This is a genomic window from Tianweitania aestuarii (assembly GCF_018457165.1).
Lineage (GTDB): Bacteria > Pseudomonadota > Alphaproteobacteria > Rhizobiales > Rhizobiaceae > Tianweitania > Tianweitania aestuarii.
The window spans coordinates 808,116-829,274 of record NZ_JAFMNX010000001.1; the positions used below are offsets into that span (position 1 = coordinate 808,116).

18 protein-coding genes and 1 tRNA gene are annotated in these 21,159 nt (G+C 61.1%); 14 read left to right on the plus strand and 5 right to left on the minus strand.

The window, feature by feature from the left end:
• Positions 1-62 precede the first annotated feature (62 nt).
• Genes glgC through glgX form a run of 4 tightly spaced genes read left to right on the plus strand, consistent with a single transcriptional unit; the run spans position 63 to position 6,376 of the window.
• Complete coding sequence (gene glgC, locus JYU29_RS03855; RefSeq protein ID WP_213983420.1) at positions 63-1,328, plus strand: glucose-1-phosphate adenylyltransferase; 1,266 nt, start codon at positions 63-65, stop codon at positions 1,326-1,328.
• Positions 1,328-2,779 carry a glycogen synthase GlgA gene (gene glgA, locus JYU29_RS03860; protein ID WP_213983421.1) on the plus strand — a complete coding sequence of 484 codons (1,452 nt, stop codon included), beginning with the start codon at positions 1,328-1,330 and terminating at the stop codon, positions 2,777-2,779. The genes glgC and glgA overlap by 1 nt, the downstream gene beginning before the upstream one ends.
• Positions 2,776-4,401: an alpha-D-glucose phosphate-specific phosphoglucomutase gene (locus tag JYU29_RS03865; protein ID WP_213983422.1), complete on the plus strand. Its 1,626-nt coding sequence runs from the start codon at positions 2,776-2,778 to the stop codon at positions 4,399-4,401. The genes glgA and JYU29_RS03865 overlap by 4 nt, the downstream gene beginning before the upstream one ends.
• 19 nt (positions 4,402-4,420) lie before the next feature.
• Positions 4,421-6,376, plus strand: coding sequence for a glycogen debranching protein GlgX (gene glgX / locus JYU29_RS03870; RefSeq protein WP_213983423.1), 1,956 nt, complete (start codon positions 4,421-4,423; stop codon positions 6,374-6,376).
• Here glgX and JYU29_RS03875 read toward each other — a convergent pair.
• Positions 6,370-8,124 (minus strand): pilus assembly protein TadG-related protein, encoded by a 1,755-nt coding sequence (locus tag JYU29_RS03875; protein WP_213983424.1) that lies wholly within the window; start codon positions 8,122-8,124, stop codon positions 6,370-6,372. The two genes, glgX and JYU29_RS03875, sit on opposite strands and share 7 nt — an antisense overlap.
• A 3-nt stretch (positions 8,125-8,127) precedes the next feature.
• Positions 8,128-8,568 (minus strand): TadE/TadG family type IV pilus assembly protein, encoded by a 441-nt coding sequence (locus JYU29_RS03880; protein WP_213983425.1) that lies wholly within the window; start codon positions 8,566-8,568, stop codon positions 8,128-8,130.
• A gap of 200 nt (positions 8,569-8,768) precedes the next feature.
• Here JYU29_RS03880 and JYU29_RS03885 point away from each other — a divergent pair.
• The 10 genes from JYU29_RS03885 to JYU29_RS03925 all read left to right on the plus strand — a co-directional run bounded on the left by JYU29_RS03885 (position 8,769) and on the right by JYU29_RS03925 (position 18,985).
• Positions 8,769-8,845 (plus strand) — tRNA-Pro (locus JYU29_RS03885).
• A 175-nt stretch (positions 8,846-9,020) separates the two neighbouring features.
• Complete coding sequence (locus JYU29_RS18405) at positions 9,021-9,146, plus strand: hypothetical protein (RefSeq protein ID WP_284144891.1); 126 nt, start codon at positions 9,021-9,023, stop codon at positions 9,144-9,146.
• Between the two features lie 343 nt (positions 9,147-9,489).
• Positions 9,490-10,779 (plus strand): L,D-transpeptidase family protein, encoded by a 1,290-nt coding sequence (locus JYU29_RS18445; protein ID WP_347879845.1) that lies wholly within the window; start codon positions 9,490-9,492, stop codon positions 10,777-10,779.
• Between the two features lie 80 nt (positions 10,780-10,859).
• On the plus strand, positions 10,860-11,054 hold the full coding sequence (locus JYU29_RS03895; RefSeq protein ID WP_213983426.1) for a hypothetical protein: 195 nt from the start codon (positions 10,860-10,862) through the stop codon (positions 11,052-11,054).
• 154 nt (positions 11,055-11,208) lie between these two features.
• Positions 11,209-12,192 carry a thiosulfate ABC transporter substrate-binding protein CysP gene (cysP, locus tag JYU29_RS03900; RefSeq protein ID WP_213983427.1) on the plus strand — a complete coding sequence of 328 codons (984 nt, stop codon included), beginning with the start codon at positions 11,209-11,211 and terminating at the stop codon, positions 12,190-12,192.
• Positions 12,193-12,258: 66 nt separating this feature from the next.
• Positions 12,259-13,080: a sulfate ABC transporter permease subunit CysT gene (gene cysT, locus JYU29_RS03905; protein WP_213983428.1), complete on the plus strand. Its 822-nt coding sequence runs from the start codon at positions 12,259-12,261 to the stop codon at positions 13,078-13,080.
• A gap of 1 nt (position 13,081) precedes the next feature.
• Positions 13,082-13,972 carry a sulfate ABC transporter permease subunit CysW gene (gene cysW / locus JYU29_RS03910; protein ID WP_213983429.1) on the plus strand — a complete coding sequence of 297 codons (891 nt, stop codon included), beginning with the start codon at positions 13,082-13,084 and terminating at the stop codon, positions 13,970-13,972.
• Positions 13,969-14,988 (plus strand): sulfate/molybdate ABC transporter ATP-binding protein, encoded by a 1,020-nt coding sequence (locus JYU29_RS03915; protein ID WP_213983430.1) that lies wholly within the window; start codon positions 13,969-13,971, stop codon positions 14,986-14,988. The genes cysW and JYU29_RS03915 overlap by 4 nt, the downstream gene beginning before the upstream one ends.
• Positions 14,989-15,168: 180 nt before the next feature.
• Positions 15,169-16,689, plus strand: coding sequence for a phosphomannomutase/phosphoglucomutase (locus JYU29_RS03920; RefSeq protein WP_213983431.1), 1,521 nt, complete (start codon positions 15,169-15,171; stop codon positions 16,687-16,689).
• Positions 16,690-16,702: 13 nt separating this feature from the next.
• Positions 16,703-18,985, plus strand: coding sequence for a mannose-1-phosphate guanylyltransferase/mannose-6-phosphate isomerase (locus JYU29_RS03925; protein ID WP_250157174.1), 2,283 nt, complete (start codon positions 16,703-16,705; stop codon positions 18,983-18,985).
• A 6-nt stretch (positions 18,986-18,991) separates the two neighbouring features.
• Here JYU29_RS03925 and JYU29_RS03930 read toward each other — a convergent pair whose 3' ends face one another.
• From JYU29_RS03930 to betB, 3 genes are read right to left on the minus strand one after another with little or no spacing between them, the layout of a single operon-like run.
• Positions 18,992-19,321: a helix-turn-helix domain-containing protein gene (locus JYU29_RS03930; RefSeq protein ID WP_213983432.1), complete on the minus strand. Its 330-nt coding sequence runs from the start codon at positions 19,319-19,321 to the stop codon at positions 18,992-18,994.
• The gene (locus JYU29_RS03935) at positions 19,318-19,659 is read right to left on the minus strand and encodes a type II toxin-antitoxin system RelE/ParE family toxin (RefSeq protein WP_213983433.1); all 342 of its coding nucleotides are present in this window, start codon (positions 19,657-19,659) and stop codon (positions 19,318-19,320) included. The genes JYU29_RS03930 and JYU29_RS03935 overlap by 4 nt, the downstream gene beginning before the upstream one ends.
• 30 nt (positions 19,660-19,689) lie before the next feature.
• The gene (betB, locus tag JYU29_RS03940; RefSeq protein ID WP_213983434.1) at positions 19,690-21,153 is read right to left on the minus strand and encodes a betaine-aldehyde dehydrogenase; all 1,464 of its coding nucleotides are present in this window, start codon (positions 21,151-21,153) and stop codon (positions 19,690-19,692) included.
• Positions 21,154-21,159: the final 6 nt, after the last annotated feature.

Below are 21,159 nucleotides of genomic sequence, written 5' to 3' on the forward strand. Positions count from 1 at the left end.
TACAATGGTGCAATTTGCACTGAGAATGACAATCGAGACTGGACGTGCAGGCGGGAGGAAAGATGGGCAGGAATCGTGAGCAGCCTTTGGCGCGCGACGCCATGGCTTATGTGCTTGCCGGAGGGCGCGGAAGCCGGCTGAAGGAACTGACGGATCGTCGCGCAAAGCCGGCCGTTTATTTCGGCGGCAAATCGCGCATCATCGATTTTGCGCTTTCGAATGCGCTGAATTCCGGCATCCGCCGCATCGGCGTGGCAACGCAGTACAAGGCGCATTCGCTGATCCGCCACCTGCAGCAGGGCTGGAACTTCCTTCATCCCGAGCGCAACGAAAGCTTCGACATCCTGCCGGCCAGCCAGCGCGTTTCCGAACACCAGTGGTATGAGGGCACGGCCGACGCCGTGTTCCAGAACATCGACATCATCGAGGATTACCATCCCGAATTCATGGTGGTCCTGGCCGGTGATCACGTTTACAAGATGGACTACGAGCTGATGCTGCGTCAGCACGTCGACCAGAACGCCGATGTGACCGTCGGCTGCCTGGAAGTGCCGCGCATGGAAGCCACCGGCTTCGGCGTGATGCATGTGGATGGCGAGGATCGCATCTCGGCCTTCGTGGAAAAGCCTGCCGATCCCCCGGCCATGCCGGACAAGCCCGACATGGCGCTGGCCTCGATGGGCATCTATGTGTTCCGCACCAAGTTCTTGTTCGACCAGCTGCGCCGGGATGCTGCGACCGCCGGTTCCAGTCGAGATTTCGGCAAGGACATCATTCCCTACATCGTCAGCCACGGCAAAGCCGTCGCGCATCGTTTCTCCACCTCCTGCGTGAAGTCGCGCTTTGAGGACAAGGCCTATTGGCGCGATGTCGGCACGATCGACGCTTATTGGGAAGCCAATATCGACCTGACCGATGTTGTGCCGGAGCTCGACCTTTACGATCGCGAATGGCCGATCTGGACCTATGCCGAAGTGCGGCCGCCGGCGAAGTTCGTGCATGACGAGGAGGGCCGACGCGGATCGGCTGTTTCGTCTCTGGTGTCGGGCGATTGCATCGTGTCCGGCGCTTCCTTGCGCCGCAGCCTTTTGTTCACTGGCGTACGGGTGAATTCGTTTTCATCGCTGGAAGAAGCGGTGGTGATGCCGGACTGCATCGTGAGCCGCAATGTGAATCTGCGCAAAGTGGTTCTGGATCGTGGCGTCGAAGTGCCGGAAGGTTTGACGGTCGGCTTCGATCCCGCTTTGGATGCGCGCCGCTTCAGGCGGTCCGAAGGTGGGGTCTGCCTCATCACCCAGGAAATGATCGACAGGCTCCCATACAGCTGATGCAAGTTCTCGCAGTCGCGTCCGAAATCTACCCGCTCGTCAAAACCGGCGGTCTGGCCGACGTGGCCGGTGCCTTGCCGCTGGCGCTCGATCGCCATGGTGTCGGCACCACCACGCTTGTTCCCGGCTACCCGCAAGTCATGGCACGCGTTCATGCATCGGGCACGGCGCGCAGCGTCTTTGCATGGGGCGAGTTCTACGGCGGCTGGGCTGAGATCATCCAGGCGCAAGTGGCCGGTCTCAAGCTGTTCGTGCTGAACGCGCCGCATCTGTTTGAGCGTGACGGCGGCATCTACGGCAATGGCGCAGTGGATTGGAGCGACAACTGGCGTCGTTTCGCAGCCCTGTCACGCGCTGGCGCCGATATCGCAGGCGGCCTTCTGGCCGATTACCGGCCCGACCTCGTTCATGTTCACGACTGGCAGGCGGCGCTGACGCTCGCTTACATGCGCTATGGTGCAGCGGTTGCAACGCCGAGCGTCATCACCATTCATAACCTGGCTTTCCAAGGTCAGTATGACGCCAGCATCTTTGCCGAGCTTGGCCTGCCCGACGAAGCCATGTCGATCCACGGCGTGGAATATTACGGCGGGGTGGGCTTCCTAAAGGCCGGCCTTCAGTCCGCATGGGCGATCACCACCGTAAGCCCCAGCTATGCGCAGGAGATCCGCTTGCCGGAATTTGGCATGGGGCTGGAAGGGCTTCTGAACAGCCGGTCAGCGTCGCTGATCGGCATCGTCAACGGCATCGACGTCGACCAATGGGATCCGCAAACCGATCCGCATCTGCCGGTGCATTACTCGGCGGACGATCTCGATGACCGGCGCTCGAACCGCCACCATGTGGAAGAGCGCTTCGGCCTTGATCGTGACGACAGCCTGCTTCTGTGCCTCGTAAGCCGCCTGACCTGGCAAAAGGGCATCGACGTTCTGGTTGACTGTCTGGACGACATCGTCGCCATGGGCGCCAAGGTTGCCCTTCTGGGTAACGGCGACGCCGGCTTCGAGGGCGAAATCCATGCCGCAGCCGGTCGCCATCCCGGCCGCATCGGTGTGGTGACCGGCTATGACGAAGCACTGTCGCATCAGCTGACGGCCGGCGCCGACGCCATCCTCGTGCCGTCTCGCTTCGAGCCTTGCGGCCTGACGCAGCTGCACGGACTGCGCTATGGCTGCGTGCCGATCGTGACGCGCACGGGCGGCCTGGCCGATACGATCATCGACGCCAACGAGGCTGCGCTCACTGCAAAGGTCGCGACCGGCTTCCAGTTCGAGCCGCTGGCCAAACAGCCTTTCCTGAACGCCATCCGGCGTGCCCTTAACGTGCATCGCGAACCTGACGCTTGGCGGCAGATGCAAACGCAGGCGATGAAGTCGGATGTCTCTTGGGACCACAGCGCCGAGTGCTATATCGACGTTTATCGCTCGCTTCTTCGGGGAACACACCTATGAAAACCGTTTCCACCACGCCGTTCCAGGACCAGAAGCCGGGAACATCCGGCCTGCGCAAGAAGGTGCCGGTTTTCCAGCAGCAGAACTATGTCGAGAACTTCATTCAGTCAGTGTTCGACAGTCTGGAGGGCTTCGAAGGCCAGACGCTGGTGATCGGCGGCGACGGTCGCTTCTTCAATCGCGAGGTCATCCAGATCGCGATCAAGATGGCGTCGGCCAATGGCTTTGGTCGCGTGCTGGTGGGGCAGGGCGGCATCCTGTCGACACCGGCTGCGTCCAACGTCATCCGCAAGAACAAGGCGTTCGGCGGTTTGATCCTGTCGGCCAGCCACAATCCCGGCGGACCGAACGAGGACTTCGGCATCAAGTACAATACCGGCAATGGCGGCCCGGCACCGGAGAAGGTGACGGAAGCGATCTATGCCCGCACCAAGGTGATCGAGACCTACACGATCTGCGAAACGCCGGACGTCGATCTCGATAAGATCGGCCGCGTTGAGGTCGGCAGCATGGATGTCGAGGTCATCGATTCCGTGGCCGATTATGCGGCTCTCATGGAGGAGTTGTTCGACTTCGCGGCCATCAAGGCAATGATCGCCGGCGGCTTTCGCCTGGCGTTCGACGCGATGCATGCGGTCACCGGCCCTTACGCCAAGGAGATCCTGGAGCGTCGGCTGGGTGCTGCGGAAGGCAGCGTGAAGAACTTCGTGCCGCTGGAAGACTTCGGTGGCCACCATCCCGATCCGAATCTGGTGCATGCCAAGGAACTCTACGACCTGATGATGTCGGATGACGCGCCGGACTTCGGTGCGGCATCCGATGGTGACGGTGATCGCAACCTGATCATCGGTAAGGGTATCTTCGTTACGCCGTCCGACTCGCTGGCCATGCTCGCCGCCAACGCACATCTGGCGCCAGCCTATGCCGGTGGCCTGAAGGGCATCGCCCGCTCCATGCCGACCAGCCGCGCTGCCGACCGCGTGGCCGAGAAGCTTGGCATCAAGGCTTACGAGACGCCGACCGGCTGGAAGTTCTTCGGCAATCTGCTCGATGCCGGTCTTGTCACGATCTGCGGCGAGGAAAGCGCTGGCACGGGCTCAGACCATGTGCGCGAAAAGGACGGTCTCTGGGCCGTTCTGCTGTGGCTGAACATTCTGGCTGTGCGCCGCGAAAGTGTGAAGGCAATCGCTGAAGCGCATTGGACGGAATACGGCCGCAACTTCTATGCGCGGCATGATTACGAGGATGTCGACACGCAAGCCGCCAACGGTCTCGTTGCCGAACTGCGCGAAAAGCTCGATCGCCTCGCCGGTACGAGCGTGCAGGGCATGACGATCGCGGCCGCGGACGACTTCTCTTATCTCGATCCGGTCGACGGTTCGACCAGCGCCAATCAGGGCATCCGCATCCTGTTCGAGGGCGGTTCGCGTATCGTGTATCGCCTGTCAGGCACCGGTACATCCGGCGCGACGCTGCGCGTTTATATCGAGCGCTTCGAACCCGATGCCGCGAAGCACGACGTACCAACCCCGGACGCGCTGGCCGACCTTATCACAGCCGCAGATGAGATCGCCGGCATTCGCGCCATGACGGGCCGCAACGAGCCGAGCGTGATCACATGATCCCACTGCGTCCGCGCGCATGAAGCTCGGCGCCGTTCCAGACAAACATGGAACGCGCTTCGCCGTTTGGTCCGGCGCGGCCGAGCGCATTTGGGTGTCATTGTTCGATGAAAGCGGCGAGCGTGAAGTTGCGCGACACGCGTTGTCGCGCGGGGAAGATGGCGTGTTCGCACTGCATCTTCCCGGTGTCGGCAACGGCGCGCGCTACGGCTTCCGCGCAGATGGTCTGTATGATCCTGCCGCCGGCTTGTGGTTCGACCCAGCCAAGCTGCTGACCGATCCTTACGCCCTGACGATCGACCGTACCTACCGCTACGATCCGCGTCTCGGTGCTCGCCGCGAGGAGGCGATCGATACCGCGAGCCTGTTGCCAAAGAGCATCGTCACAGAGCTTCCGTCTCCATGCGAGCCACACCCGCCGGTCTTCAAGCCAGGTGGGTTGATCTATGAGCTGAACGTCCGCGGCTTCACGATGCAGCATCCGGACGTGCCATCGGCCAAACGCGGCACGATTGCCGCTTTGGCCGAGTCCGTCGTCATCGAGCACCTCGTAAAGCTGGGCGTTTCCGCTGTTGAGCTTATGCCTGTTCACGCCTGGATCGACGAACGGCATCTGCCGCCGCTCGGGCTGAGCAATGCCTGGGGTTACAATCCCGTGTCCTATTTCGCGCTCGATCCGCGTCTCGCGCCCGGTGGATTGACCGAGTTGCGGGACACAGTCGCGGCGTTGAGAGAAGCCGGCATCGGCACCATCCTCGATGTCGTCTTCAACCATACGGGCGAAAGCGACGAGCAAGGGCCGACGCTGTCGCTGCGTGGCCTCGACGCGCGAACCTATTTCCGCCACGGGCCAGATGGCCGGCTGGTAAATGATACCGGCACCGGCAATACGCTCGCCTGCGACCAGCCGGTCGTACAACAGCTTGTTCTGGATGCGCTGCGCCACTTCGTTCTGTATGCGGGCGTCGACGGCTATCGCTTCGATCTCGCGCCGATCCTAGGCCGTAACGCGCATGGTTTCTCGCCAAAAGCCGCCCTGCTGGAGACGATGCGACAAGACCCGGTTCTGGCGGATCGGGTGCTGATCGCCGAACCGTGGGACATCGGCCCGGAAGGTTATCAGCTCGGTCGGTTCGCGGCACCATTCCTCGAATGGAACGACCGCTATCGCGACGATGTCAGACGGTTCTGGCGCGGCGACGGGTCTCTGGCCGATCTGGCTACGCGATTATCCGGTTCCTCTGACATCTTCGCCCGTGCCGATCGGCCGAACACGCGCACGATCAACTTCATCGCCGCGCATGACGGTATGACGCTGGCCGATCTCACCGCCTACACGCACAAGCACAATGCCGCCAATGGCGAAGATAATCGTGACGGGCACAACGACAATCTGTCGTGGAACCACGGTGTCGAAGGTCAAAGCGACGATCCCGCAATCCAGAACGTACGGCGCTGCGACCTCAAGGCACTGCTAGGCACACTCTTCGCCTCGATCGGCACGATCATGCTGACCGCTGGCGACGAGTTTGGCCGCACCCAGCGTGGCAACAACAACGCCTATGCTCAGGACAACGAAATCAGCTGGCTCGACTGGTCCCATGCCGATGCCGAACTGCTCGCGCATGCGCGAAATCTAACGCGCTTCCGCCGCTTGTTCATCGAGCCCGATGCCGCTGCGTTTCTGAACGATGCCGATGCCAATTGGCAGCGCCCCGATGGCGAGGCTTTTACCGAAGCCGACTGGCACGACGAGCAGAACCGACAGCTCGCTTTGATCCGTCGAACCGACGCTGGACGCATCGCCATCCTGATCAACGGTGCCGACCAACCCTGCGCCTTTGCTCTTCCGGCTCATGGGGAATTGGTCTGGCGGGCCGTCGATGGCACGAAAACCGAGGACGGCCGCATGACCTGCCCCGCCCGAAGCGTGGTGCTTGCTGCTCAAATTGGAGCATCCGAAACGCCTTACTGAACAAGCACAGGTTGACTGCAGTTCACGCCGTTGATCCACACATCCACCGAACCGAGCTTTACGCCGAGCGAGGCGAGGATCGTATCGAGCAAGGTGTCGAGGGACTTCACGGCATTGGCGAGAGTCGGTCTAACAACCGCGCTAACATCAACCCCGGCCTTAAACGGCTTGAGTTCTACGTTCAGGGCGAGGTTTTTGAGAAGACTTGCCGTCAATGTATCTGCGGCGTTTTGGGTCGACGCGGTCTTTATGGTGTGACCCTCGATGGCCAACGCGTTGAAGGTCAGCGGTGTATCGCGAACATTGCTGATCGCCGCGGTGACCCCCGAACCTTTCCCCGCGGTCACCTTCAAACTGACAAGATCGCCCAGAATGCCGGTGGTGCCGACGGTGACAAGCGTTGCGTCATTCAGCGTTGGCAGGTGCGTGAAGTCTTTGATCTCAGACGGGGTTCGCACATCGGCGATATACATCTGTGCAACTGCCGGACGCGCCGCAATCGATACGGACGCTGTAGTTACATCATTGTTGCGGCAGGACACGGCCGTCAATTCACCACGGGCACTGCCGATATCAAGCAGCAGCGGGACGGTGATCTCGGTCGTTGGAAGCGGCAGCAGGGGTATGTTTGGAAGAAGACCTACAGTGGCAACGATCCGCACACGCGTCTGTGCCGTATAAACGAATGCGCCGACTTTGCTCATGGTCAGATACGCAGAACTCTGCGGCGGCTCGCCGATGGCAATATCTGCAGTGACCTTCGATAAGCCCAGGATATCCAGCCCCGTATTCACCGCTACCTGGTTCTTGCCGTTGCTGAGTGCGGCCGCAGCATTGATGAGACTCAGGAGACGCACCTCCGGTGCTTTGTAAGCGCCAGGATGCACCGGTCGTGTGCCGATCTTGTTCGAAGCTGCCTTGTCCAGACTGATCAGCTTGCTGAGCGGCAGGGCAGGCGTTTTCGCAGGCAGCGCAGTGGCAATCGCAGAAAGCGCGGTCTTTGCATCGGCACTGAGCCCCGGAACCTTCGCAGCCGCCTTGAGGATCGTCCCGACCGACGCCGAACTGTCCAGAACCTGCTGATAGGTGCCTGCCGTCAGCTTCAGGTCACCGGCCAGGGCATCCATGAACGAGAAAGCATCGATCTCGGTGTTCAGCAGCGTACGATAGCCGTTGAAATCGAGCTTGAGGCTGGTTCCCAGCAGAGCGCCCAACACGCTGTTGATGACCGGGCTGGCGGTGCTATCCACATCCGCCAGTCGCGAGCCGATCGAGAAACTCGCTTCCGGCTCGATCAAGGCAACAGCGCTCGTGCCGATCACCGTATCGTTCAGCACCGGTGTCGGGAAATAAATCTCGCCTTCCTTATGCGCGGAAACGCGCACGGCATTGATCGCGACCGTGCCTGGCGAAAACCGTTGCTCCAGGGGCTTGGACGCAAGAAGATCGTAGTGTCCCGGCTCCACCTTCAGCGTGTCGACCGCCCCGACGCTCGAGGTCGCGAGGCTCATGCCGGTGATACCATTGTCGGCAAAGGTCATCATCGCGGCTTCACCAGACTTCGCCAGATGCGCCGCCGCCGTTATGGCCGCAAGATCGGTAACCGCCTGCTGGTTGCGCTTTTGCAGGAACAGGGTGCCCGCATTGAGGGTCAGCCCCACACCTAGGAGAAGAACGGGAAAGACGATCGCCGTCAGTGTGGAAAAATTGCCGTCTTGATTGCGCTTGAAGGCGCCCAGCCGCGACATGGCTCACAGGCCCCCAATCCGCACGACGGATTGCCGCACGATCGCCGTTTGCGGCAAAGGCAGGTCGCTCGCCAGCTGCCAGATCGGCAGGTCGGCGGCATCGTAAGTGAGTGTCACGACAAAATATTCGTCGCCGGCAGTCGCTTGGCTCACGGCGACGGATAACTTGTTCGGCTCCACGAAGGCGTAGCCTTGCGAATGACCCGACACGAAGTCGGTAACGAGCTTCTGGCGCTCCGCATTGTCAATCCCGCCCACGGCGATGCGGGCAGCATCGGCGGCTATCTGCTGAACGGAATGGGCCGCGGCAATATAAATGCCGTAGGCCAGCAAACCCATCAGCAGAAGGATGTAGAGGGGAGAGAGCAAGGCGAATTCAACCGCTGCAGTGCCATTCCTGCATTCGAAGAAATTGCCGAACCAGATCCGCAACTTTCCCTTCATGAAACCACATACACGCAGAGTTACTTTTGGGCTCATACAATCAGAAGATGTTTCCCGGGAATTAAGTATGCGATAATGAAATCGATGGTTGTTTTCTGGTCGAAAGAAATCCCAGAAGTGACCGCCTGGCCTCCACACAAAATGCAATGAAGCCCGCTTGCGAAGAGCGAACGGCAAAGTTATAAGCCCGCCACTGGTCACGGAGTGTAGCGCAGCCTGGTAGCGCACCTCGTTCGGGACGAGGGGGTCGGAGGTTCGAATCCTCTCACTCCGACCAGTTTGCTCAAGGGATCGAGCGGATGAACCAGCATCCGCAAAGACGATCTCAGAGCCTTCCCCCGCGTTTCAGCTGTTGCCTTCCCGCCACGCCGCTCGCCACGTAAGCAAGGGGCAGGGAACCGCTTGAGTTTACCTCCGTTAATCATCCACTCAACCAAGTGAATGATAACACCATGCGCCTATTTCTGATTTGGGGAGGCTTGTTCGCCTCTATCGTCCTGGTTTTCATTGCCGGTGGCAGCACGTCGATGTTCGACGACAAAGGCATCGTAGCCTCTGCCGACGCGGCAACCGAATAAACCGTCGCCGTTCAACGGGAACGAGGTCTTGCCCTTGCCTCGTTTTTCTGGCGGATAAGCGTGACGAGGGCGGGATCGAATCGCTTTGCCCGAACGAAACGCCGGGCCTCTGGTCGGCCGCGACGGAGACAAGGCAATGAGCGATTACGACAGGCACCGGGATGGTCCGCCCAATCTGCTGGGCTGGTTGCTGACCCTTGTACTGTTCGGGCTGATCATCGTCGTTCTGCTGGGCTACTTCCTTTAATCCTGCGCCCATATTTCAAAAGATCCTCCATTAAAAATGGAGCTATTGTCCTGCTTGATCGTTGAAGCTCGAAATCTCTAGAAGATGGTGGGCACGGTGATCTACAAGACAACGCTGAAACTAGCTACGATCCTTGCAATCATGCCAATGGCGGCATCCTTTGCCTATGCGGCGCCCATCGAGCCTGATGCCATTGCCAATGCCACTTTCCAGAGCTGGCAGCAGAGCAAGGAAAGCAAATCCGGTGATGAAACGAAGAAGGACGGCGAGCAACCTGTTCTCGAGATCGATCAGCAGTCCGGCGATGTCGAGGCGGCCGACACTGGAGAAGCAAAGCCGGACGCTGCGAAGATAGCAGTCCCAGGCCAGCCTGATGCCGTTGTGGAAACCCCCGAACAATCCACCGATGTGCCCGACGAGGCTGCTGCCCAGGTGTCTGCCAATCCAGAAGCCGAGGAGCAGTTGGATGAGGCCGAAAGAAAGGCCGCGAACGACGAAGGCGACGACAAGCCCGCCGCAAACGAGGCCGAAGCCGAAGCTGATCCGTTTCTGATCCGCGTTCAGGTGCTGCTTGATCGCGCCTATACGTCGCCCGGGGAGATCGATGGCATGCTGGGCGGGAACACCCGCAAGGCCGTTGCCGCATATCGCGCTGTGAACGGCCTGCCTGCCGGTGACGAGCTGGATGAGCAGCTTTGGGAAAGCCTTTCCCAGGATACCAAAAGCCCGATCCAGACCTATGAGCTGACGGCGGAAGACATCGAGGGACCTTATTTCCCCGACCTGCCGGATGACTATGCCGAATTGGCCGAGCTGGACCAGATCGGCTACCACAATGTCACCGAAATGCTGGCCGAGCGTTTCCATATGGATGAGGATCTCCTCAAGGCGCTCAATCCGGATGCGGATTTTGAAAAGGCTGGCACCGAGATCACCGTTGTAGCCCCGGGTGGCGCTCCGGAAGGGGAAGTCACGCGGATCCTCGTCGACAAGGCCAAAGGCGAATTGCGTGCCTATGCCGGCGATGCCGAAGAGCCGGTGTTCGTGGCGCCAGCCTCGATCGGCTCGGATGACACACCATCGCCGTCGGGCAATGTAGAAGTCGTCGCCGTTGTGAAGGACCCGACCTACACCTACAATCCTGAGGTCAACTTCAAGCAGGGCGACAACAAAGAGAAGATGGAGCTGCCAGCTGGTCCCAATGGTCCTGTCGGCAACGTCTGGATCGATCTGTCGAAGCCGACCTATGGCATTCATGGTACGGCCTTGCCGAACCTCGTCAGCAAAAGCGAAAGCCATGGCTGCGTCCGCTTGACCAACTGGGATGTCGGTCGTTTGGCCGAACTGGTGAAGGCGAAAGACACCAAGGTCGAGTTCGTCGACTAACCCATTGAGGACCTGCTTTCTTGTTGTACTCCTGACGGGCTGAGGCATACTCGGCCCGTCAGTCTTTGGGAGGAACGACAATGACGACGAGCCCAGAACTTCTTTCCGCCATCAACCAATATGTCGATGACGCCGCGGCCCATGGGGAGGTCATGATCCCGGTGAAGCAAGTGGCCACCGAACTTGCAGGCCGCTTCGATGAAAAGCCGGTCGATAAGATCGAGGAGAAAATCCGCGACCGCATCCGGGCGAAGGATCTTTATCCCACCGACTGAGCGACCATGACGCTCAAGCGGAAAAGCATTTCTTCGTTCTGCCTTTTCTTAGGCGGACATTCTATCGGAGGAGAGGAGTGCGCGAGCAGCTTACCTCCTCTCCAGGAGATGGGGAGGCTAGGGTGAAGCACGTTTCAGCTTCAGGACCCGCCTCATGCGTCTTCTCTTTCTCGGCGCCGCTCTTGCCGCGCTTCTCTCCGGACCGGCTTCCGCGCAGTCGCCCGACAAGATCCTCAATGCGTCCTACGACATTTCGCGCGAGCTCTTCGCGAGGATCAACGAGGCCTATGTCGCGAAAAACCCCGGCAAGTCCATTGACCAGTCACATGCCGGCTCATCCAAGCAGGCGCGTGCGATCCTGGAAGGGCTCGAAGCCGATGTCGTGACCTTCAATCAGGTGACGGATATTGATGCGCTGGTGAAGGGTGGCGCGGTATCCGACGATTGGCAGAGTGAGTTCGCCAACAATGCCTCGCCCTACTACTCCTTGCCGGCCTTCCTTGTGCGCGAAGGCAATCCGAAGGGCATCAAGAACTGGGACGATCTTGTTCGTGACGACGTGAAGGTCGTGTTCCCGAACCCGAAGACCTCCGGCAACGCGCGCTACACCTATCTCGCCGCAACCGCTTTCGCGAAAGAGAAGTTTGGCGACGACGAGGAGCAGGTCAAAGCCTTCGTCAAGAAGCTGTTCGACAATGTACCGGTGTTCGACACGGGCGGTCGCGCTGCCACCACGACCTTTGTTGAACGCAATATCGGCGATGTGCTGATCACCTTCGAGACCGAAACCCGCGGCATTGCCAAGGAGTTCGGCGATGACAAATTCGACATCGTCGTGCCGGAAATGAGTGTGCTTGCGGAGTTCCCCGTGGCGATCGTTGACCGCGTCGTCGACAAGCGCGGCTCGCGCGATTTCGCCAAATCCTATCTCGACTTCCTGTATTCGCCGGAAGGCCAGACCATCATCGCCGAAAACGGCAACCGCGTGCATGACGAGGCAACTGCCGCCAAGTTCAAGGACCAGTTCCCGCAGGTGCGCTTGGTCACGGTCGAGGATGTCTTCGGCGGTTGGGCCAAGGTGCAGGAAGAGCACTTCGCTTCCGGCGCTTTGCTGGATGAAATCTACGGAAGCCGCTGATCGAACGTCGCCTGGAGGCCGGCGTGCCACGCATGCCGGCTCTTGCTTTGTTCAAAGGATGATTATTTGAAGCGCCGTGTTCTGCCGGGCCTGCCTTTGACGCTCGGAATAACCCTTCTCTACGTCGGGTTGATCGTGGTCCTGCCGCTTGGCGCCTTGATCTACAAGGCGGGCACGCTGGGTTTTGCGGATTACTGGCGCATCGTCTCGTCCGAAAGAGCGGTGGCCAGCTACCGGGTCACGGCAGGTTCGGCGGCGGTCGCTACGGTCTTCAACCTTGTCTTCGGTCTGGCACTGGCCTGGGTTCTCGTGCGCTATCGCTTTCCCGGCAAGCGGTTGGTGGATGCGATCGTGGATCTGCCTTTCGCCCTGCCGACGGCGGTTGCCGGCATTGCGCTGACCACCTTGTTTGCCGCCAATGGCTGGTTCGGCGCCCCACTGGCCGCTATCGGCATTTCCGTTGCCTACACCCCGCTCGGCATCATGGTTGCCATGGCTTTCACCAGCCTTCCTTTCATTGTGCGAACCGTGCAGCCGGTTCTGGAAGACCTTGATCCGGCGCTGGAAGAAGCCGCGCAATCGCTTGGTGGTTCGGACTGGACCATCTTCCGGAAGGTGATCCTGCCGCTGCTCGCACCAGCGCTGATGGCAGGCGTATCGCTGTCTTTCGCCCGTAGCCTGGGCGAGTTCGGCGCGATCATCTTCATTGCCGGCAATCAGCCGATGCAGACGGAAATCACGGCACTGCTGACCTTCATCCGGTTGGAAGAATACGATTATCAGGCAGCGGCTGCCGTCGCCTCCGTGTTGCTTCTGACAGCCTTCGTCATGCTCGCGGTCACCAACCTCCTGCAAGCACGAGCTTTGCGCTATACGCAAAGGTCGTGAGATGAGCCTCCATCAAGCCAAGCCGCCACGTGTTGGCGACAGTCCAGCCGTTCGCCGCACGCTGATCGCGCTCGTTCTTCTTGTTGGTGCGGTGCTGGTTCTGGCGCCGCTGATCGTCATCTTCGTGCAGGCTTTTTCCCTTGGAATCCAAGCCTTTACTGCCGCCATCGGTGAGCCAGACACGCTGCATGCGATCTTGCTGACGGTGATCACGGCGCTCATCGCGGTGCCGATCAACACCGCCTTCGGCGTTGCCGCCGCATGGGCGGTGACCAAGTTCGATTTTCCCGGCAAGCGGCTCCTGATCGTCGTGATCGAAATCCCGTTCTCGATCTCCCCGATCGTGGCCGGTGTGGCCTATCTCTTCGTTTATGGTCTGCAGGGATTGCTTGGTCCGGCTCTGCAAGCCGCTGATATCAAGATCCTTTTCGCACTTCCGGGCATTGTGCTCGCATCCATGTTCGTGACGGCACCCTTCGTAGCGCGCGAGCTGATCCCGTTGATGCAGGCGCAGGGGCGCGATCTGGAGGAAGCTGCGACATCGCTGGGCGCTTCGGGCTGGCGGACGTTCTGGTCGGTGACCTTGCCGAATGTGCGATGGGCGCTGCTTTACGGGGTGGTTCTGTGCAATGCGCGCGTGATGGGCGAGTTCGGCGCGGTATCGGTGGTGTCCGGCAATATTCGCGGACAAACCAATACGTTACCCCTGCATATTGAACTGCTTTACCACGATTATCAGACCGCCGGCGCCTTTGCGGCGGCTTCGATCCTGACCGTTCTGGCGGTTGTTACCATCATCGCCAAGGTTGCGCTGGAAAGGCGCGGCGCCGGGCGGCGCAGTCGCGTCAGCATTGCCGCGCCGAGCATGATTGCCGAGGAACCAACATCATGAAAATCCGCCTCGATCAGGTCGTGAAGAGCTTCGACACGTTTCGTGCCGTGCATGGCGTTTCCCTGGAAGTGGCGAGCGGGGAACTGGTTGCGCTGCTCGGGCCATCCGGCTCCGGCAAGACCACGATCCTGCGTATGATTGCCGGCCTGGAATATGCCGATGGCGGAACGATTTCCTTTGGGAATCAAGATGCTACCACTATCCCAGTGAGGGAGCGCGGCGTCGGCTTCGTGTTCCAGCATTATGCCTTGTTCCCGCATATGACGGTGAGCGAAAACATCGCTTTCGGCATGAAGGTGTCGAAGGTGAAGCGCTCGAAAAAGGCGATTGCGGACCGCGTGGAGGAGCTGCTTTCTCTGGTGCAGCTCGAAGGGCTGGCGGATCGCTTTCCGAACCAGATTTCCGGTGGTCAGCGGCAGCGCGTCGCTTTGGCCCGGGCGCTGGCCGTGGATCCGAAAGTGCTCCTGCTGGACGAGCCATTTGGCGCTTTGGACGCAGCCGTTCGGCGCGATTTGCGCATTTGGCTGCGCGCAATTCAGGAAAAACTCGGCATCACCACGCTGTTTGTGACGCATGATCAGGAAGAAGCGCTCGATCTGGCCGACCGCGTCGTGATCCTGAACGGCGGCAAGATCGTTCAGGAAGGAACGCCGGAAGACGTCACGCGTCGCCCCAACTCGGCTTTCGTGACGCGATTTCTCGGTGACACGAATCGCCTGCAAGGACATGCGCGGGGTGGACAGATTTTTCTCGGCGGCGCGAATGTTGCGGCTCCTGACATCCGCGACGGGCAAGCCGAGATCTACGTACGGCCGGCCGATCTGGAATGGACCGGCGAGGGGGAGGGGGTCCATGCGACGGTCACGCGCGTGATCGACCGGCCGGATAATCGTCGCGTGCTGGCGAGACTGGACAATGGCGAGCCGGTTGAACTGGACGTTGCGCCCGAAACCCGCCTTGCGCGCGGAGATCAGGGTTATCTCAAGATCAGGCGCGCGAACGTCTTTGCCGGTTGAGAGATAGTTATCATGTTGCTTGGCTGACCAAGTAAACATCAGCATCGTTCTGTGATGGCGTAGAGTAACTCACTGATCGTGCGCGCAAGTCTTTGCCGGCAATTGGTTGTTTGCCGTAGCAAAACGCGGCGGGGTTCGGCATAAGGCGCAGTATCTGCCTGTGTGATCCCTGAGTCCGATATGCGCTTCAAGCCTGCCGACGACCTTCTGCCCAACACCTTCGCCTTTGAAACCACGCCGCTGGTGAAGCCGACCGGCTTTCGCGAATATGATGCGCGCTGGTGGTTCGGGCATCCGGCGAGCGACAAGGCCCCTGAACTGAACCTGATGGGCGTGCAGGCGCTGGGCATGGGGCTGGCGACGCTGATCCGACGGCGCGGTGTGGCGCCGGGCATCGTGGTGGGTCACGACTTCCGCTCCTATTCCATGGCAATCAAGATCGCGCTGACGCAAGGGCTGATGGCGGGTGGCGCCGAGGTGCATGACATCGGCCTGGCTTTGTCGCCGATGGCCTATTTCGCACAGTTTGCGCTCGACCTTCCATCGGTCGCGATGGTCACGGCGTCGCATAACGAGAACGGCTGGACCGGCGTGAAGATGGGCTGCGAACGGCCGCTGACTTTTGGGCCGGATGAAATGAGCGCGCTGAAGCGGATCGTGCTCGACGGCGACTTCGATCTTCAAGGCGGCGGCACCTATCGCTTCGTGGATGATTTCCGCCAGACCTATGTCGATGATCTCGTCCAAACCAAACGCATCAAGCGCAAGCTGAAGGTCGTTGCGGCCTGCGGCAACGGCACGGCGGGCGCGTTTGCCCCGGAGGTGCTGGAGCGGTTGGGCTGCGAAGTCGTACCGCTCGATACCGAACTCGACTTCTCCTTCCCGCGCTACAACCCGAACCCGGAAGACATGGAAATGCTCCATGCCATTCGCGACAAGGTGCTCGAAGTCGGCGCTGATGTGGGCCTCGGCTTCGATGGCGACGGCGACCGCTGCGGCGTGGTGGATAATGAAGGCAACGAGATCTTTGCCGACAAGGTCGGCGTGATGCTCGCGCGCGATATCGCCGGCCAGCATCCCGACGCACAGTTCGTGGTGGACGTGAAATCGACCGGCCTGTTCCTGTCCGACGAGGACTTGAGGGGCAAGGGCGCTAAGACCGATTACTGGAAGACCGGCCATTCCTATATCAAGCGCCGCGTGAAGGAGCTGGATGCGATCGCCGGTTTCGAGAAATCCGGGCACTTCTTCTTCAACCCGCCGATCGGGCGCGGCTATGACGACGGGCTGGTGACGGCGCTGGCCGTTTGCGAGATGCTCGACCGCAACCCCGATCGCTCGATGGCCGATCTTTATCGTGCGCTGCCGGTGACCTATGGCACCCCGACCATGTCGCCGCATTGCGACGACGACAAGAAGTATGGCGTGGTGGACAAGGTGACCGCCGATCTTACCGCCCTGCGCGAGCGCGGCGAGGCGTTGGCCGGACAGCAGATCGTGGACATCGTGACGGTCAACGGCATCCGGGTCACGGCGGAAGATGGCACCTGGGGACTGGTGCGCGCGTCCTCCAACAAGCCGGAGCTGGTCGTGGTGATCGAAAGCCCGGTGTCGTCGGAGCGTCGCCGTGCGATGTTCGAAGCCGTCGATGCGGTTCTGCGGAAGAACGACGCCGTCGGCGCTTACAACCAGACGTTCTAAGGAGATCGCGATCATGGATGCGCGCGCTTCCGATACAAAGAGCACAAACGCTTCGGCCGAGCGGATCGTCGGCTTCGTGATGAGCGGCGGCGTGGGCTCGCGCCTGTGGCCTTTGTCGCGCGAAGACAATCCCAAGCAGTTCCACGACCTGTCCGGCGGCGGCTCGATGCTGTTGAAGACGGTGAAGCGGCTGAAGGCGCGCACATCAGGCGAAACGCCGGTTTATCTCATCGCCTCCGAACGCCATGCCGAGCGCGTGCGCAATGATCTGGCGCCCATCGATCTCGCCGGCGGCGCGGCGATCTTCGAGCCAATGGGCCGCAACACGGCAGCCGCCGTGGCAGTCGCGGCACTGCGCGTGCTCGCCAAGCATGACGACGCGCTAGTGCTGATCCTGCCGTCTGACCACGAGATTTCCACCGAAGCGCAGTTCTGGGCGACGATCGAAAGCGGTGTGCCGGCGGCTAAGGCCGGCAGCCTCGTTGTGTTCGGCGTGAAGCCGACGCAGCCGGAAACCGGCTATGGCTATATCGAAGCGCCGGGTGCCCAGGGGGAAAATCCCGATGAGCCGCGAACGGTCAAACGGTTCGTGGAAAAGCCCGATCTCGCGACCGCCGAGGGCTATCTCGACGATGGCGGCTTCTACTGGAATGCTGGCATCTTCCTGTTCAAGGCGAGCGCCATGCGCGACGCCTTCGCCAAACTGGCTCCGGAAATCTGGAACAAGGCCGAGGCAGCACTTGTGCAGGCTTCGGACGAAGTGGGCGGCGTGTTCCTGCCAGCCGAGCTTTACGCCGACGTTCCTTCCGACTCCATCGATTATGCCGTCATGGAGCGCGCCGACGACATCACCATGGTGCCGGCCGGCTTCAAGTGGAGCGATCTCGGCTCCTGGCAGTCGTTGCTGGAAGTCTCGCAGGCCGACGAGAAGGGCAATGTGAAGCTCGGCGACGTCGTCGCGATCGATTGCGAAAACGCGTATTTCCGCAGTCATGGCCGCTTGCTGACCGCGATCGGCATGAAGGATGTCGCGGTGGTTTCGACGCTGGATGCAACCTTCGTGGCGCCCGTCACGCATTCGCAGCACGTCAAGAAGATCGTGGAGCAGCTGGAAAAAAGCGGCCGTCTCGAAACGCGTTTCACGCCGACCGAAGATCGCATCGTGGAAAGCGGTGCGTGGCGCAAGCGCGTTCGCCATTGGCTGTTCGAGGAAACGCTGCCGCTTTGGAGCGAGAACGGCGTCGATCGCACCCATGGCGGGTTTCATGAAGCGCTGTCCTTCGACGGTCAGCCGGTGATCGGCCGCGACAAGCGCGTACGGACCCAGGCGCGCCAGATCTATGCCTTCGCGATCGCCAAACAACAGGGCTGGAACGGCAATGCCGAGCAGCTGATCGCGCATGGCATCGAGTTTCTGGCGCTGAAGGCGCGCACGGTGCGCGGCGGCTTCGTGCGCACACTGTCGGTGGACGGCCGCGTGATCGATCCAACCGAGGACGCCTACGACCATTCCTGCGTTCTGCTGGCGCTGGCGCATGCCCACGCAGTCGGCAACCGAGATGCGATGCGGCTCGGCGATGCGACCTTCGAGTTCCTCGATGAGCATCTGGAAGACCAGCGCCTGACGGGCTTCCTCGAGACATCCGAAGGCAAGGGCCTGCGGCGCTCCAACCCGCATATGCATCTGCTCGAAGCGTTTCTCGCCTGGCATCAGGTGACCGGCAAACGCGCATATCTCAGACGGGCCGCGCGCATCGTCGACCTCTTCCGTTCCTCGTTCTTCGACGCCGATACCTGGACGCTTGGCGAGTTCTTCGAGGATGACTGGAGCCGCGCCGATGGAGAAAAAGGGCAGTGGACCGAGCCCGGCCACCATTTCGAATGGGCCTCGCTGCTGATCGATTTCGCCCATGCATCCGGCCAGAAGGACCTGATCCCCTTCGGCCGCAAGCTCTATGCCTCAGCCGTCGCCAATGGCCTTAACCGGGCGACGGGGCTGGCTTATGGCGCGGTGTCACGCGCGGGCCTGCCGCTTGATCGTTTGTCGCGCTCCTGGCCGCAGTCGGAAGCCATCAAGGCGGCCATCGCGCTCGACGGCACGGACGGCCCGGATCTCAAGCCCGAAATCGAACAACGCGTCGGCCGCCTGTTCCGCTGGCACATCGACCCCGCGCCAACCGGCATGTGGATCGACCAGATCGACGAAAAGGGCAGGGCGTCCGCCACGGAAGTGCCGGCGAGCATTTTCTACCATCTGGTCAGCGCGCTGACGCAGTATCTGGACCGGGTGGAGTAGGGGCGGCTACTCTGCCGCTATGCGGTGTGAAACCACAACCGGCTCGTTGAGCACGCGCAGCACGGCCTCGGGCTCCTGGTTCATGACGCGCAGCAGCGTGCGCGCCGCACCGCTGGGAACGCGCTGGCCTTGTTCCCACTTGCGGTAGCCGGAAGTGCTGGTGCCGAGCGCCAGCGCCATCTGGGTTTGCGTGAGCTTCAGCTTCTTGCGGACGATCTTGGGTTCGACGTCGTTGGTCTCGATGTGATGAACGACGAGACCGGGAACATGTTCGCCGCGCATGTGGGCGAGTGCTTCCAGCGCGCCTGCGATGATTTCGTCACCTGCTTTCGTCATGATCGCCTCCGTCTGGCTTCGGCTTTGATCGCCGCCGAAATCTTGCTCAATGTATTCACATCGGCGGCACTGATGTTGTCTTTTTCGTTCTTCGCGAAGCATGACACCAGATGAAGCGGCACGTCTTCGTCGAAGAAGAAATAGATCACGCGCGCGCCTCCGCTTTTGCCGCGTCCCGGCAGTGCATAGCGCAGTTTACGGAAGCCGCCCGTTCCCACAATCTCCACACCGGCACGCGGATTGAACGCGAGAAAGTCTACCAACGCGTCAAGGTCGTCCTGACTGAAAAGGCTTTCAGCCTTGCGGAGAAACTGAGTTGTGGTGACGACCGTCTGCACAGCCGAATATAACCCGTTGGGTCAGCGCGTTCAATACGGGCTGTCGACGTCTCCGGTCTCTACATAAACCGACTTCAGCTGGGAATAGTGGCCAAGCACGGCGGTGCCGTTTTCGCGGCCGATGCCGGATGCCTTGTAGCCGCCGAAGGGGAGTTCGACCGGCGTGAGATTGTAGGCGTTGATCCAGCAGGTGCCGGCTTGCAACTCGGCGATCACGCGATGGGCGCGCGGCAGGTCGCGGGTGAAGACGCCGGCGGCCAGGCCAAATTCGGTATCGTTTGCGCGCGCGATCACCTCGTCCTCGCTGTCGAAGGACAGCACGCTCATGACCGGGCCAAAGATTTCTTCGCGCGCGATGCGCATCTGATCGGTGACGCCGGTGAAGACGGTCGGCTCCACGAAGAAGCCGTTGTCGAAGCCCTGCATGGACGGGGCGTTGCCGCCAACAACCAGCGTCGCGCCTTCGGCCTTGCCGGCTTCGATATACTCCATCACCTTGGCGTGCTGCGCGCCGTTGACGAGCGGACCCATCTGCACGTTCTCGTCGAGCGGATCGCCCATGCGGATGGTCTTGGTGCGCTCCACGAGGCGCTCGACGAAGCGGTCGTGCAGAGCGCGCTGCACGAAGACGCGGGTGCCGTTGGAGCAGATCTGGCCGGACGAATAGAAGTTGCCGAGCATGGCGCCGCCGATGGCGTTTTCGAGATCGGCATCGTCGAACACGATGATCGGCGACTTGCCGCCGAGCTCCATCGTGGCGTGCTTCATGTGCGAACCGGCGACGCCCATGACCTTCTTGCCGGTCGGCACAGAGCCGGTGACGGAGACCTTGGCGGTGACGGGATGCGACACGAGGGCCGCACCCACATCGCCGAAGCCCTGCACGACGTTGAAGAGGCCGTCCGGCAAACCGGCTTCGGTATAGATCTCAGCCAGAGCCAAGGCCGTCAGCGGCGTGTTTTCCGACGGCTTGAACACGAAGGCATTGCCCATGGCGAGAGCGGGCGCGGACTTCCAGGCGGCGATCTGGATGGGATAGTTCCAGGCGCCGATGCCGACGCAGACGCCGAGCGCTTCGCGGCGCGTGTAGCCGAAGGAGCCGCCGAGATCCACGAGCTCGCCGTTGAACGACTGAACGGCGCCGGCGAAGAACTCCAGCGCATCGGCGGCGGACGCCGCGTCCGCCACCAGAGTTTCCTGCAGCGGCTTGCCGGTGTCGAGCGTTTCCAGGCGCGACAGTTCGGCATTGCGTTCGCGCAGGAGGTCGGAGGCGCGGCGCAGGATGCGGGCGCGCTCGACCGGCTTCATGCGTGCCCAGCTGCCTTGTGCTGTGCGCGCGGCTTCGAGCGCCAGTTCCACGATGTTGGGCGTGGCGGCGTGCAGCTTGGCGATGACCTCGCCCGTTGCGGGATACAGAACATCCAGCGCGCGGCCCCCTTCATCCTCGACGAAGCGGCCGTTGATGTAATGGGAGGCTTTGGGCTGGACATTCATGAGGTC